Source organism: Sphingomonas mollis (genome assembly GCF_016427505.1).
Classification (GTDB): domain Bacteria; phylum Pseudomonadota; class Alphaproteobacteria; order Sphingomonadales; family Sphingomonadaceae; genus Sphingomonas; species Sphingomonas mollis.
On sequence record NZ_JAELXS010000008.1, the window covers coordinates 23,454 to 37,703 of the forward strand.

Annotated in this window: 19 protein-coding genes; 4 read left to right on the forward strand and 15 right to left on the reverse strand. The window is 67.9% G+C overall.

Translation table 11 applies throughout. The features are described 5' to 3' along the window. Positions 1–9 precede the first annotated feature (9 nt). From thiL to hisG, 5 genes are all read right to left on the reverse strand, one after another. Positions 10–915, reverse strand: coding sequence for a thiamine-phosphate kinase (gene thiL / locus JAO74_RS14000; protein WP_199039296.1), 906 nt, complete (start codon positions 913–915; stop codon positions 10–12). Between the two features lie 38 nt (positions 916–953). Then, positions 954–1,409, reverse strand: coding sequence for a transcription antitermination factor NusB (gene nusB / locus JAO74_RS14005; RefSeq protein ID WP_199039298.1), 456 nt, complete (start codon positions 1,407–1,409; stop codon positions 954–956). Positions 1,410–1,461: 52 nt separating this feature from the next. Further along, on the reverse strand, positions 1,462–2,166 hold the full coding sequence (locus JAO74_RS14010; protein WP_233151019.1) for a PEPxxWA-CTERM sorting domain-containing protein: 705 nt from the start codon (positions 2,164–2,166) through the stop codon (positions 1,462–1,464). A gap of 100 nt (positions 2,167–2,266) precedes the next feature. Next, on the reverse strand, positions 2,267–3,562 hold the full coding sequence (hisD, locus tag JAO74_RS14015; protein ID WP_199039300.1) for a histidinol dehydrogenase: 1,296 nt from the start codon (positions 3,560–3,562) through the stop codon (positions 2,267–2,269). Beyond that, positions 3,559–4,221 carry an ATP phosphoribosyltransferase gene (hisG, locus tag JAO74_RS14020; RefSeq protein WP_199039303.1) on the reverse strand — a complete coding sequence of 221 codons (663 nt, stop codon included), beginning with the start codon at positions 4,219–4,221 and terminating at the stop codon, positions 3,559–3,561. The genes hisD and hisG overlap by 4 nt, the downstream gene beginning before the upstream one ends. A gap of 44 nt (positions 4,222–4,265) precedes the next feature. On the opposite strand from hisG, the gene JAO74_RS14025 reads away from it, so the two are divergent. After that, positions 4,266–5,384 carry a DUF2332 domain-containing protein gene (locus JAO74_RS14025; RefSeq protein WP_199039306.1) on the forward strand — a complete coding sequence of 373 codons (1,119 nt, stop codon included), beginning with the start codon at positions 4,266–4,268 and terminating at the stop codon, positions 5,382–5,384. An 85-nt stretch (positions 5,385–5,469) separates the two neighbouring features. Here the strand turns inward: JAO74_RS14025 and JAO74_RS14030 are convergent, their stop codons facing one another. The 4 genes from JAO74_RS14030 to JAO74_RS14045 are packed head-to-tail and all read right to left on the reverse strand — an operon-like array spanning position 5,470 to position 7,849. Next, the gene (locus JAO74_RS14030; protein WP_199039309.1) at positions 5,470–6,354 is read right to left on the reverse strand and encodes an alpha/beta fold hydrolase; all 885 of its coding nucleotides are present in this window, start codon (positions 6,352–6,354) and stop codon (positions 5,470–5,472) included. After that, entirely contained in the window at positions 6,351–6,824 is a 474-nt protein-coding gene (locus tag JAO74_RS14035; RefSeq protein ID WP_199039313.1) for an NUDIX hydrolase, read from the reverse strand. Before JAO74_RS14035 ends, JAO74_RS14030 begins: the two co-directional genes overlap by 4 nt. 16 nt (positions 6,825–6,840) lie before the next feature. After that, on the reverse strand, positions 6,841–7,548 hold the full coding sequence (locus JAO74_RS14040; RefSeq protein WP_199039316.1) for a glutathione S-transferase: 708 nt from the start codon (positions 7,546–7,548) through the stop codon (positions 6,841–6,843). A gap of 16 nt (positions 7,549–7,564) precedes the next feature. Further along, entirely contained in the window at positions 7,565–7,849 is a 285-nt protein-coding gene (locus tag JAO74_RS14045) for a BolA family protein (RefSeq protein WP_199039319.1), read from the reverse strand. 36 nt (positions 7,850–7,885) lie between these two features. On the opposite strand from JAO74_RS14045, the gene JAO74_RS14050 reads away from it, so the two are divergent. Further along, a complete protein-coding gene (locus JAO74_RS14050) occupies positions 7,886–8,494 on the forward strand; it encodes a J domain-containing protein (RefSeq protein ID WP_332908817.1) in 609 nt (202 codons plus the stop codon). 129 nt (positions 8,495–8,623) lie between these two features. On the opposite strand, the gene JAO74_RS14055 is transcribed toward JAO74_RS14050, so the two are convergent. The 6 genes from JAO74_RS14055 to JAO74_RS14080 all read right to left on the reverse strand — a co-directional run bounded on the left by JAO74_RS14055 (position 8,624) and on the right by JAO74_RS14080 (position 12,422). Further along, positions 8,624–9,079 (reverse strand): SRPBCC family protein, encoded by a 456-nt coding sequence (locus tag JAO74_RS14055; RefSeq protein WP_199039323.1) that lies wholly within the window; start codon positions 9,077–9,079, stop codon positions 8,624–8,626. Next, on the reverse strand, positions 9,076–9,561 hold the full coding sequence (locus JAO74_RS14060; protein ID WP_199039325.1) for a VOC family protein: 486 nt from the start codon (positions 9,559–9,561) through the stop codon (positions 9,076–9,078). Before JAO74_RS14060 ends, JAO74_RS14055 begins: the two co-directional genes overlap by 4 nt. Positions 9,562–9,661: 100 nt before the next feature. After that, positions 9,662–10,345, reverse strand: a complete 684-nt coding sequence (locus tag JAO74_RS14065; RefSeq protein ID WP_199039327.1) for a VOC family protein — start codon at positions 10,343–10,345, stop codon at positions 9,662–9,664. Between the two features lie 13 nt (positions 10,346–10,358). After that, positions 10,359–11,078 carry a DUF1428 domain-containing protein gene (locus tag JAO74_RS19285; protein WP_199039329.1) on the reverse strand — a complete coding sequence of 240 codons (720 nt, stop codon included), beginning with the start codon at positions 11,076–11,078 and terminating at the stop codon, positions 10,359–10,361. After that, entirely contained in the window at positions 11,075–11,791 is a 717-nt protein-coding gene (locus tag JAO74_RS14075) for a glutathione S-transferase family protein (protein WP_199039331.1), read from the reverse strand. Before JAO74_RS14075 ends, JAO74_RS19285 begins: the two co-directional genes overlap by 4 nt. Before the next feature lie 196 nt (positions 11,792–11,987). Further along, entirely contained in the window at positions 11,988–12,422 is a 435-nt protein-coding gene (locus tag JAO74_RS14080; RefSeq protein ID WP_199039333.1) for a VOC family protein, read from the reverse strand. Between the two features lie 64 nt (positions 12,423–12,486). On the opposite strand from JAO74_RS14080, the gene JAO74_RS14085 reads away from it, so the two are divergent. Continuing rightward, positions 12,487–13,200, forward strand: a complete 714-nt coding sequence (locus JAO74_RS14085) for a winged helix-turn-helix transcriptional regulator (RefSeq protein WP_199039335.1) — start codon at positions 12,487–12,489, stop codon at positions 13,198–13,200. Between the two features lie 44 nt (positions 13,201–13,244). After that, positions 13,245–14,249 (forward strand): cobaltochelatase subunit CobS, encoded by a 1,005-nt coding sequence (cobS, locus tag JAO74_RS14090; RefSeq protein ID WP_199039344.1) that lies wholly within the window; start codon positions 13,245–13,247, stop codon positions 14,247–14,249. Position 14,250: the final 1 nt, after the last annotated feature.

A 14,250-nucleotide genomic window follows, 5' to 3' on the forward strand; every position in this document is an offset into this window, starting at 1 on the left:
GGCGGCGCTTCAGGTGTTCGGGGCGTGTTCCCAGCCGAGGCGGGCGGGCAGGGCGACCGATTCCCCGCCATCGACCAGCGTCACGCCGCGCCCGTCGGCGAAGGCGCCGATGCGGGTGGCGGGGACGGGCGGTTGCCATTCGGGCGGCGCGGCGAACAGCAATTCGTAATCGTCGCCCGAGGTCGCCGCCGCCAGCCGGCCGCGCCGCTCGGCCCCCGCCTGATCGCGGTAGGCGCGCGACAGCGGGATGGTGGCGATGTCGATGGTGACGGCCAGACCGCTCGCCGCCGCCATCCGCGCCGCGTCGATCAACAGGCCGTCCGACACGTCGCTCATCGCATGGACATGGGGGGCGAGCGCGCGCCCCTCCGCCAGCCGCGGTCGCGGGCGGCGATAGGCGGCGAGCAGCGTCGCCGGCCCCGGTGCGCCGATCGCGATGCCGAGGCCGGCGCCCGCGTCACCGATCACGCCCGTCACCCAGAGCGCGTCGCCGGCCTGCGCCCCGGTGCGGCTGGGGGCGGCGGCGTCGCGGCCGATCGCGGTGCAACTGAGCACGCGCGGGGCGCCGGCCGGCAGCGAGACGGTATCGCCGCCGATCAGCGGCACCGCGAACGCCGCCGTTACCTCGGCCAGGCCGGTCAGGAAGGCGGCGTCCCAGCCGTCGTGCGACAGCGGCAGGTTGAGCAACACGCCCTCCGGCACCGCGCCCTTGGCGGCGAGATCGGACAGGCTGACCGCGACGAGTTTCCACGCGACATCGGCGGGGGGATCGTGATCCACGAAATGGACACCCTCGACCAGCGTATCGGTGGTCATCACCAGACCGCCGACGACGGCGGCATCGTCGAGCAGGCCGCGCGCGCCGGCATGGAGCGGCAGGCCACGCAGGGCGACGATGAATTCGGCTTCGGTCAACGCATTTCCCCGCGGCGCTCGCTTCTACCCAACAAATGTCAGGCGCGCGCGTCCCTGGCGATAGCGTCGAGCAGGCCGTTGACGAAGCCCGATTCGCGCCGGTCGTAAAAGGCGTGGGCGACATCGACATATTCGCTGATGACCGCGGGCATCGGCACGTCGGGGCGGGCAAGCAGTTCGTACGTACCGGCGCGCAGAATCGCCTTCATCGGTTTGTCGAGGCGGGTGAGCGTCCAGCCGCTGGCCAGCTTGCCCTCGATCAACAGATCGATCTCGCCGCTGCGGGTGGTGGCGCCCTTCACCAGATCGTCGAAGAAATCGACGTCCGCCTCGGCATATTCGACATCCTCGATCGTCGCGCCGATCCGGTGGTTGTGGAATTCATGCAGGAGCGAGGGGACCGCGGTCCCCTCCATCTCGTGCTGATAGAGCGCCTGGACGGCGGCGAGGCGAGCGGCGGCGCGCGCCTTGGTACGGGCAGAGGTACGGGACATGGCGCTGCCTGTAGGCGGATAGGGCGCGTGTGTCAGCCCCGGCGGGTATCGCTCAGGCGGCGAACACGATGCGCCGCCGCCGATACCGGGCATATCCGCCGATCATGCCGAAGCCGACGAGCATCGTCGCCCAGGTCGCCGGTTCGGGAACGGCGGTGACCGATATGCCGCCGGCGTAATCGAGCAGTGTCGTGCCATCGGTGACGGCCGCCCCGTAACTTACGCTGCCGCCGGCATTGCCGTTGCTCCAGAAATTGACGGCATTGCCGCCGGTGATCGTGAACACGATGCCGTAGATGTCGAAGAAGCCGCCGGAAAACGGATAATCGGTCGCGGTCTGGGGTGACCCACCCGGATAGAAGAGATTGTCATAGGACAGGCCGGGCGCGAGACCTTCCGGCGTCTGCACGCCGCTGGCGATCGGGTAATGACCGAAACTGCGCGGCGCGAGCAGGTTGGTGGGACTGGGGCTGGATGGATTGCTCGGCACGATTCCGGTGATCTTGGCGTTCGCGATGCCGATGTTGGCGTTGGAGAACACGCCGCTGATCCCCGACACGATGTACGACCCGACCGGATCGACGGTGTTGGGTGAGGTGCCGAGCGTGCCGGTGTTGGGGTTCGGAACGTAGGTAATCTGGAACGAACCGCTGATGCCGGAGCCGGCGAAATCGAACAGCGCCGTGGCGGCCGTTGCCGGTGAGGCCAGCAGAACAAAAGTTGTGAATACGGCCGCGGCAATACCCGACTTCATCATGGCATATCCTCCCTTTTCGGGGCGAGAAGTACCGTCATGTCATCTGGCGATAAAGCGCGATTGTCCTAACATTCGATGGTGAGTCGATGCTTGCCCTTTACTATCGGTTCATGCGCAGTCGAAGCGCCACCGATCGTGCATGCGCCGGCAAACCTTCCGCCTCCGCCATTTTGACTGTCGCGGGGCCGAGTTCGGCGAGGGCGGTTTCGTCCAGCCCCAGAAAACTGGTGCGCTTCATGAAGTCGAGGACGGACAGGCCGCTGGCGAAGCGGGCGCGGCGGCCGGTGGGGAGGACGTGGTTGGGACCGGCGACGTAATCGCCGATCGCTTCCGGCGTGTGGCGGCCGAGGAACACGCTGCCGGCGTGGCGGACGCGGTCGAACAGGGTCTGGGGCTCGTCGACCGCCAGTTGGAGGTGTTCGGGGGCGAGGCGATCGACCAGCGGCATCGCATCGGCGAGGGTGGCGACGACGATGATCGCGCCGTTTGCTTCCCATGCCTGCCGCGCGACCGCGCCGGTGGCGAGTGTATTTAGCTGGCGATCAACGGCGTCGGCGACGGCGTCGGCATAGGCGCTGTCGTCGGTGAACAGGATCGATTGCGTCGTCACGTCGTGTTCGGCCTGGCTTAGCAGATCGGCAGCGGTCCATTCGGGGTCGTTCAGCGCATCGGCGACGACGACGATTTCCGAGGGGCCGGCGACCATGTCGATGCCGACGACGCCGTAGAGCTGGCGCTTGGCCTCCGCGACCCATGCGTTGCCGGGGCCGGTGATGACATCGACGGGGGCGATATCGCCCGCGCCGTAAGCCAGCGCGGCGACGCCCTGTGCGCCGCCGATCCGCCAGATCTCGTCCACCCCGGCGAGATGCGCGGCGGCGAGGACCAGCGGGTTGATCTGGCCATCCGGCGTCGGTGTGACCATCGCGAGGCGGCCGACGCCGGCGACCTTGGCGGGGATCGCGTTCATCAGCAGCGACGACGGATAGGCGGCGCGGCCGCCGGGCACGTACAGCCCGGCCGCATCCACCGGCCGCCAGCGCGCGCCGAGGCGGACGCCGACGGGATCGATATAGTCGGTGTCGGCGGGCTTCTGCCGCTCATGATAGGCGCGGATGCGGCCGGCGGCGAGATCGAGCGCGGCGCGCAGTTCCGGCTCCAGCGCGGCATAGGCGTCGGCACAGACGCTCGCGTCGATGCGCCAGCCGGTGGTATCGAGATCATGGCGATCGAGCCGCAGCGTCAGGTCGCGCACCGCATCGGCGCCGCGCGTGCGGACGTCGGCGATGATCGCCGCTACGTCACGCGCCACATCGGCAGAGGATTCGCGACGGTCCTCGACCAGCGCGGTGAAGGCGGTGGCGAAGCCGGCGTCGGCGGCGTTCAGGCGGATCATGCCGCGATGCTGCCGGCGACGGCGCGGCGGAATGCCTCGACCAGGGGGACGACATCGGCGCGGGTCTTCATCGCGGCGCGGTTGACGACGAGGCGGCTGGTGACGTCCATGATGCGTTCGACCTCGACCAGCCCGTTCTCCTTCAGGGTACGGCCCGACGACACGAGGTCGACGATGCGCGGGGCGAGGCCGAGCGTAGGGGCGAGCTCCATCGCGCCGTTCAGCTTGACGCATTCCGCCTGCACGCCGCGGCGCGCGAAATGGGCTTGGGTGACGTGCGGATATTTGGTTGCGACGTGGACATGGCTCCAGCCGCGCGGATCGTCGCCGGCGGCGAGGGCGACGGGTTCGGCGACCGACAGGCGGCAATGGCCGATGCCGAGATCGACGGGGGCGTAGAGTTCGGAATAATCGAATTCGGCCAGCACGTCGGACCCGACGATGCCGAGTTGCGCGGCACCATGCGCGACGAAGGTGGCGACGTCGAACGCGCGGACGCGGATCAACTCGATACCGGGCACGTCGGTGGCGAAACGCAGCGCGCGGCTGTCCCCGTCGGCGAAGGACGCTTCCGGGTGGATGCCGGCGGCGGCGAGCAGCGGCAGGGCTTCCGCCAGGATGCGACCCTTGGGAACGGCGATGATGAGCGGTTGCGGCATGGGCGGGCTTTACCGACGCCCCCCGGCAGGCGCAATGAAGCGAGATGACAAACGGGTCATCAGGCGAAGCAGCCAATCGCGCGGCGTTCGACGTGCAGGCGGGATATTGCGCGGCGATGGACGCGCCGGTGACTGCGCGGATCTGCACCGCGCTGGCAGAGGCGATCGACCGGGAGGGCGAGACCGGGCGGCGGGTGCTCGACTGGACGGGCGAGCCGGTGGCGGATGCGCTGGCGTTGAGGTTGGTGGGCGGGTTGCACGCGCTGCACCGGGCGGGCGTGGACCCGGCGCTGTCGGCGGTGTTCGCTGGCGACACGGTGGCGGAACCGCTGGTGCGGCTGGTGTTGCAGGATGTGATGCTGCGGCACGATGCGGCGTTGCTGCCGTGGCTGGACGGGCCGCCGCAGACGAACGAGGCGGCGCGGTCGGCGGGGCTGATGACCGGCATGCTGCATCTGGCGGCGCGATTCGGCCCGCGGATCGAGGTGCTGGAGATCGGGTCGAGTGCGGGACTGAACCTGTTGATCGATCGCTTTCGCTTCGATCTGGGCGGGGTGGTGGCCGGGCCTGAAGGGGCGGCGGTGACGATCCGGCCGGACTGGCGCGGGCCACCGCCGCCCGCCGTGCCGATCGAGATCGTGGGCGCGCACGGCGTCGATGTGGCGCCGGTGGACGTGCGCGATCCGGCGGCGGCGGAGCGGCTGGCGGCATATGTATGGGTCGATGCGGTGGAGCGGCAGGCGCGGCTGGCGGCGGCGGTCGCGATGATACGCGAGGATGGCGTGGCGCTGGACCAGGGCGACGCGGCGGACTGGATCGAGGTGCGGCTGGCCGAACCGCAGGAGGCGGGTGTGATCCGCGTGCTGATGCATTCGGTGGTGTGGCAGTATCTGGGCGACGAACGCCGCTCGCGGATCAGGGACGCGATGACGGCGGCGGGTGCGCGGGCAACGGTGGAGCGGCCGCTGGGGTGGGTGATGATGGAGCCGAACCGCGATCTCCACCGGCACGAGGTGCGGGTGCGCGGCTGGCCGGGCGATACGCCGATGGAGCTGGTGGCGCTGACCCATGCGCACGGCGCGTGGGTGGAGGGGCTGGCGCCGCCATATGAGACGCGGGATTATGTGATGATGCGCGGGCCGTACGATCCGGCGGGGCGGTAGGGTTCTCCTGCGAAGGCAGGAGTCCAGAGTTATGGAGGACAGCGCTTGTGGTCCTGGGCTCCTGCGTTCGCAGGAGCAAGGGTCGTCAGATGCCCCATTGCCGCATCGCTGCGATCACCGCAGCCGGATTCTGCCACGGCACGAAATGACCGGCATCGACGCGCTCGATCGTCAGGTTCGGGACCAGCGTATCAAGTCCCTCCAGCTGCACCGGTAGCAGCGCCCTGTCCTGCGTGCCCCAGATCACCAGCGTCGGTTGCGTCACCGGCGGGAACGGGGCGTCGAGGAAGGCGGGGCGGGACGGGGTTTCGCCGGCGGCGGGGACGGTGATCGGGGAGGCGCGATACCAGTTGAGCATTGCGGTCATCGCACCGGGCTGGCCCCATTCGTCCAGATACGCGGCCTTGTCGGCGCCGGCGATGGCGGTGGTGACGTGCGCGGCGAAGTTGCTGGTGAAAAAGCGTTCGAGCCCTTCGCCGATCAGGCCGCGATCGAGACCCGTGTCGCGGAAGCGGGTGATGTACTGGCTGGCGGCGCGTTGGGCGGGATCGTCGAACAGCGAGCGCTGGAAGACGAGAGGATGGGGAGCGTTGACGATGACCAGTCGCTCGATCCGGTCGGGATGGCCGAGCGCCGCCATCCACGCGATCGCGCCGCCCCAGTCATGGCCGACCAGCGTGAAGCGATCGATCCCGAGTGCATCGGCAAGCGCCAGCAGATCGGCGACGATGCGATCGGGGGCATAGGCGGCGATGCCCTCCGGCTTCGACGAGCGGGCATAGCCGCGCTGGTCGGGTGCGACGACGCGGTGGTCGCGGGCAAGGTCGGGGACGATGTGCCGCCATGTCCGGTGCGATTCGGGGAAACCGTGGAGCAGGATGACGGCGGGCGCATTCTCCGGTCCGGCGATCTGCACGTCGAGTTCGACCCCGGTGGACAGCGTCAGGCGGGTGAGGGGGGCGTCGGTCATGCCGGCAGGATGCGCGCCGATGCGGTGGCGGGCAAGTCGTCGGTTGCTTCCAGCATCGCGATCAGGTCGGTGGGGAAGATCGGTTCGGGATGGGCGGCGATCTCGGCGCGGGTGAACCAGTGCCAGTTGGTCATCACACGCTGTTCGAGCGGGGTGTGGCCGGTGGTGACGACGTCGCAGGCGTCGATCTCCACGCGATAGAAGCGTTCGTCGGCGGTGACCTCGACGCCCTCCAGCGTCAGGAAATCGACGACGCGGCGGGCGACCTCGGGGCCGCAATCGCGGTCGAGACCGACTTCCTCCATCAATTCGCGGCGGGCGGCGGCAGCATAGGTTTCGCCGGGATCGACCGCGCCGCCCGGCGTCACCCAGAAGGGCGGCCGGTCGGCGGGGGTGAAGCGGAACAGCAGGACGCGACCGGCGGCATCGACCAGCAGGATGCGGGCGGCGGGACGGGATGTGCGGGCCATGGGGCGGGGGGCGGGATCAGTCGTCATCGAGTTCCGGATAATGGCGGAAGATGCCGTCTTCGTTGAAGGGCAGTCGACGATCGCTTTTCAGATAGGCGCGGATGCCGGGCAGGGTGGCGACCTGATCGTGGATGCGGATCACCTCCGGATAATCGGGTTCCAGCGTCTTCATGCGGCGGGGGAACATGTAGCGCAGTCCCTCGACCAGCTGGAACATCGAGGTGTCGACGCAGGTCCAGCGGTGATCGACCATCCAGTCGCCACTGTTGGCGCGGATCGACGCCTCGAAATGCGTGAGGAACTTGGGCATCCGTTCAGTCCGGAACTGGGCGGCGGCGCGGGCGGCCTCGCGGCGCTGTTCGGCGTAATAGGCGCCGGGGTCGACGGGGTGGTGGACGTTGTGGACCTCGGCGACCATGTCGGCGATGGTCAGTTGCATCTGATGCAGCCACAGGCGTTCGGCCATCGTGGACGGGCCGATGCCATGGCGTTCGCCCAGGAACATCAGGATATTGGCGGTCTGCGCGATCACCAGCCCCTCGCTGGCGAGATAGGGCGGCGCGAACGGTGGCCGGGCGGTGCGGGTCGCCATGTCGGCCACCATCGCCTCTGCACCCAGCCGGCGGGCGCAGTCGTCATACTCGATGCCGGCCGCTTCCATCGCCAGCCGGACGAACTCACCCCGGCCGGGGATCGACGGCCAGTACCACAGGTCATAGGCCATCGATCCGTCTCTCCCCCTATTCGCCCGGCGCGCGGGTGCGCATCGCCAGTGCGTGAATGCGCGTGCTCAACAGATCGGCGAGCGCGTTGTTCACCAGTCTTTGCCGGGCGACGCGATTCAGGCCGGCAAAGGCGTCGCTGACGATATCGACGCTGAAATGCGTCTCGCCGGTGCCGTCGTCGCCCATATGGCCGCGATGCTGTGCGCTGTCGTTCGACACGGCGAGATGCGAGGGCGCCAAGGCGTTTTGCAGGCGATGCGTGATGGTTACGTCGAGCGGTTCGGTGGCGGTGTCGGTCATCGCGCCTATATAGCCGCTTTTGCACGAAGGGGCGATGTGGCCGGTAGCAGTGACAGGAAGGAACGCCCGGCGGCGCGGTTCCATGGCCGGGTCGAGGCGAACGGGCGCCCCTGCGCGGTGGAGGGCTGCCCGGAGCCGGGCGAGTTCCGGGCGCCGCCGCTGGAGGGGGCGGGCGACGGCAGCGGGCCGCCGCAGTTCCGCTGGATGTGCCTGGAACACGTCCGCGCGTTCAACAGCCGGTATAATTTCTTCGACGGGATGACCGCGGACGAAATCCATGATGCGCAGCGGCCGCTGGCGGGGTGGGAGCGCGAAACGCGCGCCTTCGCGCGGGCGGGGGCAGGCGATCAGGGACCGCGCTGGTCGGATTATTCCGATCCGCTGGACGCCATCGGCGCGCGGTTCCGACGCGAGGTTGCGCCCGAGCGGACCGATGGCAAGCCGTTGTCGGGGCAGGACCGGGCCAGCCTGAAGGTGCTGGGCCTGCCGGCGAGCGCGGACCGGGCGGCATTGCGGAAACGGTATTCGGAGCTGGTGCGGCAGTATCATCCCGATCGCAACGGCGGCGACCGGAGCCACGAGGCGGCGTTGCGCGGGGTGATCGATGCGTATCAGCAGTTGCGGCAGGCGCCGGCATTTGCGTGATCGTCAAAACACGACGACCTTTTCCTGAGCCGTCATTGCGAGCGTAGCGAAGCAACCCAGGGCACCGTGCGCTACTCTGGGTTGCTTCGCTACGCTCGCAATGATGGATGGAGCTACATGTGAACTGCCTTATCCAGTGATACGCCTCGCCACTTCCTCCAGTTGATCCGTCGCTGCGTTCCAGCCCGGCTCGAAGCCCATCGCGGCATGGTTGTCGCGGGCCTCGGCGGTCCAGTGGCGGGCGGTGGCGGTGTAGCGGGTCTGGCCGGCTTCGTCGGCGAATTCGTCGACGCGGACCATGAATGGGCCTTGCGGATGCCAGCCGACGCGCAAGGCGTCGGTGGAGACGATCAGGCGGTGGGGGATGACCTCCAGATAGACGCCCTCCAGTTCGTTCCGTTCGCCATCGGGGCCGCACAGGGTGATCGAGGAACGGCCACCGGCTTTCAGGTCCATGGCGTGGATCTCGGTCGTCCACGGGCGCGGGCAGAACCAGTCGGCGGTGTGTTCGGTCCAGGCACGCCAGACGGCATCGACGGGGGCGTCGATCAGGCGGGTGATCGACAGGTCCCAGGTGTCGCTCATGCGGGGTCTCCGTGGCGGGCGGCCTCGATCGCGGCGATGTCGATCTTGGTCATGGTCATCATCGCGGTGAACGCGCGGGCGGCGGCGGCGCGATCGGGATCGGCGAGGGCGGCGGTCAGGGCGCGGGGGACGATCTGCCACGACAGGCCCCAGCGATCCTTGCACCAGCTGCACTGGCTCTCGCTGCCGCCATTATCGACGATGGCGTGCCAGTATCGGTCGGTTTCGGCCTGATCCCCGGTGTGCACCTGGAACGACACCGCCTCGTTGAAGCGGAAATGCGGGCCGCCGTTCAGGCCGAGGAACGACAGGCCGAGGACGGTGAATTCGACCGTCAGCACGTCGCCCTGCCTGCCGGCGGGATAGTCGCCGGGGGCGCGGTGGACGGCGTCGATGCGGCTGTCGGGGAAGGTGGCGGCGTAGAAGGTCGCGGCCTCCTCCGCATCGCCATCGAACCACAGGCAGGGGGTGATGCGGGCCATCACGCGGCCTTTCGCGGGCCGACCAGCCCGAGCTGCGATCCGTGGGGATCGGTGACGTTGGCGGAATAATCGCCGCCGGGGATCGGGTCCGGCCCCTGGATCAGTTTACCGCCCCTGCCGGTCGCGGTGGCGATGGCGGCGTCGATATCGGGGACGAGGATATAGCTGTTCCACCGCGCCGGTGCGCCGGTGGTCGCGCTCGACATGACGGCGCCGAGCGGGGCGTCGCCGTCGCGGCCGATGAAGGTGTAGTCACCCATGTCGCCCATCGGCATCGCGCCCTGTTTCCCCAGCCGAACAGACCGCCGAAGAAAGTCAGCGCGGCGTCGGGATCGGGGGTGGCGAGTTCGATCCAGACGCCGTGACCGAACTGGTTAGGCGCCTGTCTGAACGCGGTCGCGGGTTCCGGGCTGTCGCCCTTCATTACCGTGAAGGCGACGCCCTGCGGATCGGAGAGGATGGCGAAGCGGCCGACATGCGGGATGTCCATCGGCCCGAACTGCAGCGCACCGCCCCGTTCCTTGGTTGCCGCGACGGTGGCGTCGACATCGTCGCTGGCGAAATAGATCGACCAGCCGGACATGGCGGGGGCGCCGGGCGGCGGGGTCATCATGCCGGCGATCGCGTCGCCATCGGGGGCGGTGGCGATCAGGTAGCCGCCATGTTCCGGCATCGGCGACGCGGCGAAGGTCCAGCCGGTGACGGCGGCGTAGAAGTCCTGCGCGGCGGCGGCATCTGGGGTGTTCAGTTCGAACCAGACGGGGGTTCCTGCGGGCGTGGTCATCTGACTTCTCCCTTCATGCGTCGAGGATGGTGGCGAAGCCGCCATAGATCATGCGCTGGCCATCGAACGGCATGTCGGCGGGGGGCGTCTGCATCCGGTCGTCCGCCGCCACCGCCGCCATGCCGGTGTCGCGCACCTGCTTCGAGGGCCACTCGACCCAGGCATAGACGACGACCTCGTCGTCGCGGGCATGGGCGGCGGTAGCGAAATCGGTGACCTTGCCGAGCGGCACGTCGTCGCCCCATGCCTCAACCACCCGGGTGGCGCCGTGATCGCGGAAGACGGCCGAGGCGCGGCGGGCGATGTCGAAATAGGCGTCCTTGCGGTCCGGCGGGACGGGAAGGACGAAGCCGTCCACGTACCGGGTGTCGGCGGATGCGCCATCGTCCACCTCGACCGTGAAGCCGCCGAAGATCATGCGGCTGGCATCGAAGGGCATGTCGGCGGCGAAGTCCTTCATGCGCGGGTCGGTCATCATCCGCTCGATGGCCCCGTCGCGCGTCGCGCGATCGGGATATTCGATCCACGACAGGAGGACGGTTTCGTCCTCCTTCGCCAGCACCGCGACCTTGAAGTCGTTGATCTTGCCGTCGGGCACATCATCGCTCCAGTTCTCTGCAAGGCGGATCGCGCCGAATTCGCGGAGCAACGGCGCCGCCCGGTTGGCGTGATCGATATAGGCCTGTTTGTTCGCGGTCGGCACCGCGGTGACGAATCCCTCGACATAGGTCATGCGACGGTCCCTTCCTGTTCAAGCTGCTGGCTTTTCAGCCATTCGGCGAATCCCGGCGGTGGCGAGCCGGTGAAGCCGGCCAGTTGATCGGCCATCGCACGGGCGAAGGCGGGCCGTGCCTCGCCGCGTGCGACATAGGCGGCGAGGTTGGGGTAGGGCGCCAGCATGCCGTCGCCGGATACGATGCGCAGCACCGCGACCATCAACAGGTCGCCGGCGGTGAAGCGATCCCCGTCCAGCCATGTCCGGTCGCCCAGCCGCTGTGCCAGCTCGCCCAGCCGCTCGTCGATGCGCGAGCAGACGGCGGGCAGGCGGGGTGCGGACCATGGCTTGCCGCGTTCGAACAACGTGGCGATGGCGTGATCCATGATCGGCGGCTCGACGGTGTTCAGGGCAGCGAACATCCATTCGATCGCGCGCGATCGGGCGGCGGGGTCATCGGGCAGGAGGATGCCGGGATGCGCCTCGGCGATGTGCAGCACGATCGCGCCGGACTCGAAGAGGACGAGGTCGCCCGCCTCATAGGTCGGCACCTGGCCGAACGGCTGGCAGGTACGGTGGGGCGGTCGTTTTTGCGCGCCTTGTGGCAGATAGCGGACGGTATAGGGCTGGCCGACTTCTTCCAGCGCCCAACGGACACGCAGGTCGCGGACCTGGCCGCGGGCGAAATCGGGCACCCAGTCGAATGCGGTGATGACGGGACGATCGGTCATCCTCTCTCTCCTTGATCGTTGGTTCGTATTTCCCCTGCGCGATATAGAGGCCGAACCGGCTGGCCGTGGCAAGCCGGCGGCGGATTGCTGTCAGACGAAGGGCGCGGTGCCGGTGAGGCCGGCGCGGCCGAGGATGGCGAGGGCAGTCAGCGCGAAGGCAGCGAGGCCCGTGGCGAAGGGATGCAGCGCGCGCATGTCACGCAGCCGTCGGTTCGGCGGGGGTCATCGCTTCGGCTGCCGCGGCCATGTCCATGAAGAACGGCCCCCAGCCATGGCCATCGGGGTCCTCGAAGGCGCGGCTGTACATATAGCCCATGTCTTCGGGATCGTGCAGTTCGCGGCCGCCGGCGGCGAGTGCCGCCTGGGTGATCGCGTCCACCGCGTCCCGGCTGCCGAACGACAGGGCGAACAGGGCGCCGCTGTCGGTATGGGCGTCGATGATCCGTTTTTTGATGAAGGTGGCATAGAATGCGTGGTCGAGCAGCATGACGTTGATTGTGTCCGACCAGCTCATCGCGGCGGCCTGTTCGTTCGAGAACATCATGTTCTGCTCCATGCCGATCGCCTTGTAGAAAGCGGTCGAGGCGGCGACGTCCGCGACGGGCAGGTTCACGAAGATCATTTTCGTCATCGTTCGTCTCCTTGGGCGACTCACTGTTTGCCTTTGATGACGCATTGAGTTATAAAAAACAACCATGAAGTCAGAAAAGATAATCAAGAAAGATCCGGGTGGTCGCCGCCGCTGGTATGACGATGCTTGCGGCACGGCGATGGCGCTGGAGTTCGTCGGCGAACGCTGGTCGTTGCTGGTGTTGCGCGAACTGATGTTCGGGCCGCGGCGGTTCGGTGAGATCAAAGCGCATCTGACCGGGGTCAGTGCCAATGTGCTGACGCAGCGGCTGGAAAATCTGGAACGGGCGGGGATGCTGATCCGGCGCAGGCTGCCGCCGCCGGCCGGTGCGCAGGTATATGAACTGACGCCATGGGGTTATGAGATCGAGCCGGTGTTGCAGACGATGGGCCGCTGGGCGACGCGGTCGCCCGCGCACGATCCGACATTGCCGCTGTCGCCGGCGTCGGCGATGTTGTCGCTCAGGACGATGATCGACCGTGACAAGGCGCGCGCGTTGGCGGGGGCGACGATCGGTTTCCGGCTGGGTGGCGACCGGTTCGTGGCGCGGTTGACGGCAGACGATCTGGCGATCGTGCGGGGTGAGCCGATGGGCGTGGACGTGACGATCGACACCGATCCGACGACGCTGGCGGTGTGGATCTACGTCAAGCGAGCGATCGCCGCGGCGGAGGCGGAAGGGACGATGCGGATCGTCGGCGACCGCGCGCTGGCCGAACGCTTCGCCGATCTGTTCGCGCTGCCGGCGAAGATCGGTAACGAAGGTAACATTGAGTAGGGACCGTCGCTTGCGTTAACGCGTTGGGGACGCAAAGAGGCACCATGACCGACATTCCCAATACCCAGCCAGACAGCCGCGAATCGACGATCCTGGACGCGCCCGACAAGATGGTGTCGGTGCGCGACCTGTTCGGTATCGATCTCGACATGCAGGTTCCCGCCTTTTCGGTGGCGGACGAGCGCGTACCCGATCTCGATCCGGCCTATGTATTCGATGCGGACACGACGCTGGCGGTGCTGGCGGGCTTTGCGCACAACCGGCGGGTGATGGTGCAGGGCTATCACGGCACCGGCAAATCGACGCATATCGAACAGGTGGCGGCGCGGCTGAACTGGCCGTGCATCCGCATCAATCTCGACGCGCATATCAGCCGCATCGATCTGGTCGGCCGCGACGCGATTGTGCTGCGCGACGGACAACAGGTGACGGAGTTCCGCGAGGGGCTGTTGCCATGGGCGTTGCAGACGCCGACGGCGCTGGTGTTCGACGAATATGACGCGGGTCGCCCCGATGTGATGTTCGTGATCCAGCGCGTGCTGGAGACCGAGGGCAAGCTGACGCTGCTCGACCAGAACCGCGTCATCCGGCCGTCGCCGTGGTTCCGCCTGTTCGCGACCGCCAATACGGTGGGTCTGGGCGATACCAGCGGGCTGTATCACGGCACGCAGCAGATCAACCAGGGTCAGATGGACCGGTGGAACATCGTCGTCACGCTCAACTATCTGCCCGCCGCGGTCGAGGCGCAGATCGTGCTGGCGAAGTCGGGTGAATACGACAAGCCCGATGGCAAGAAGACGGTGGATGCGATGGTCCGTGTCGCCGACCTGACGCGCAAGGGCTTCGTCAACGGCGATATCTCGACCGTGATGAGCCCGCGCACCGTCATCACCTGGGCGCAGAACGCGCTGATCTTCGGCGATGTCGGCTTTGCGTTCCGGCTGTCGTTCCTGAACAAGTGCGACGAGGCGGAACGGTCGCTGGTGGCGGAATATTACCAGCGGGTGTTCGGCAAGGACCTGCCGGAGAGTGTGGTGGGGAAGGCTTGAA